2 protein-coding genes are annotated in these 1,690 nt (G+C 38.3%); both read left to right on the top strand.

What is annotated here, in order from left to right:
* Window positions 1–71: 71 nt before the first annotated feature.
* A complete protein-coding gene (locus AC1RPX_RS07580) occupies window positions 72–746 on the top strand; it encodes a transposase (protein ID WP_481761994.1) in 675 nt (224 codons plus the stop codon).
* Window positions 719–1,636: an IS3 family transposase gene (locus AC1RPX_RS07585; RefSeq protein ID WP_481761993.1), complete on the top strand. Its 918-nt coding sequence runs from the start codon at window positions 719–721 to the stop codon at window positions 1,634–1,636. The genes AC1RPX_RS07580 and AC1RPX_RS07585 overlap by 28 nt, the downstream gene beginning before the upstream one ends.
* The last annotated feature ends 54 nt before the right edge of the window (window positions 1,637–1,690 follow it).

Consider the following 1,690-nt stretch of genomic DNA (forward strand, 5'->3'; position numbering starts at 1 on the left):
TGTAATAATCCCTTTATGGTTGTCAGATGAAATAATATAATTTCATCCGATAATCATGGAGGGATTTTTGTATGTCCAGAGCCAAGTATTCAGCATTAGAAAAATTAACGTTTATCGAAGAATTTAGAAAGTCCGGAATGCCGAGAAGAACTTTTGCCCGAGAATACGGTATTAATAAAGATCTATTCAAACGTTGGGTCGATCGCTATGACCGCGATGGTATTGAAGGTTTACAGGAAGCGCGCCACAATAATCACTATTCAAAAGCGCTGAAATTAGAAGCGGTATTAACTTATCTAACGGGTCAATATTCACAAGCAGATGTTGCACTTAAGTTTGGTTTACGATCACAAAAACAACTATTAGACTGGGTTTCCAAGTATAATGAGGATAAAACGGTGACGGCGTCACCGTCCAAAAGGCAGGTTCCCATTATGAGTCGTAAAACTTCTTTTGAAGAACGCGTTTCAATTGTTGAATATATTACCAAAGATAAACATAGTTATAATGAAACTGCGGAACACTTCGGTGTCTCTTATCAACAAGCCCGTTCATGGGTTCTTAAGGCACGACAAGGTGGTTATGAATCACTAATCGATAATCGTGGTCACCGTAAAGATCAATCAGAACTAACAGATTTAGATAAAGCGAATCTACGGATTCACGAGTTAGAAAGCCAAATCGAAGATCAAAAATTATATGCGGCCTTTATAAAAAAATGGCAGGAACTTCAGCGCAAGGGGTGAATAAGCAAAGACGACTGGCATATCACGCGATTAAGAATGTTAGTCAAGAAAAGCATGGTGCGATAACAAAACTTATAAAAATGGTTGGCGTTAGCCGTCAGGCTTACTACAAAGGGTTAAAAAGACAAGAAACAGTTTGGGAGACACGTAATAAACAACTTAAAGAGCGAACCCAATACTGGTTTGATTTCAATCTACAAGGGATTGGTACTGGAAACATGTTGGTAAATTTACAAGCTGACACATCAATTAATTTTCCCATTACTTTCAAACAGGTTCGACGAGTTATGCGAGAACTAGGTATTCGATGTTTAGTACATCCGAAGAAGCATAATCGTGTGAAACAATCAGAACAATATATCCAAGATAATCTTCTTAATCAAAATTTTAGTGTGAGTAGACCTAACCAAGTTTGGTTGGCCGATTCAACAGAGCTTTCATATGGCATAAATGGCGAATATAAAATTCGGTTAAGTGGTGTTTTAGATCTTTATGGTCGGCGACTTTTAGCCTATAATCTAAGTCCTACAGAAACTAGTGAAGCAGAAATCCAGGTATTTCAGCAGGCCTTTTCAGGTGCTGGTAGTGTACACCCCATGGTGCACACCGATCGCGGTTCAGCTTATACCTCAAAACTATTTAATCGTTCTCTTGATCGATATGAAGTAACTAGAAGTATGTCCCGACCAGGAACGCCATACGATAACGCTCCAATGGAGCGTTGGTGGAATGAATTTAAAAATCGATGGATGGCACGTCAGCCACTGCCAAAGACCTATCAAGAACTTATGAAATTGGTTGAAGCAGGAATTGAATATTTTAATCATTACAATCGCTCAACACAAAGAAATGGCCTTACCCCAGATGAATACTGGGATAAAGCCATTTAGAAACATATTAAATTTTATATTATTTCATCCGTCAACTTGACAGGGCCTAGTACA

The sequence above is a fragment of the Dellaglioa sp. CoH-56-MRSF-14 genome (assembly GCF_056782115.1).

Excerpts from the sequence above, each read along its gene's own strand:
- AC1RPX_RS07580 (WP_481761994.1), top strand. The coding sequence starts at position 72 with ATGTCCAGAGCCAAGTATTCAGCATTAGAAAAATTAACGTTTATCGAA.
- AC1RPX_RS07585 (WP_481761993.1), top strand. The coding sequence starts at position 719 with ATGGCAGGAACTTCAGCGCAAGGGGTGAATAAGCAAAGACGACTGGCA.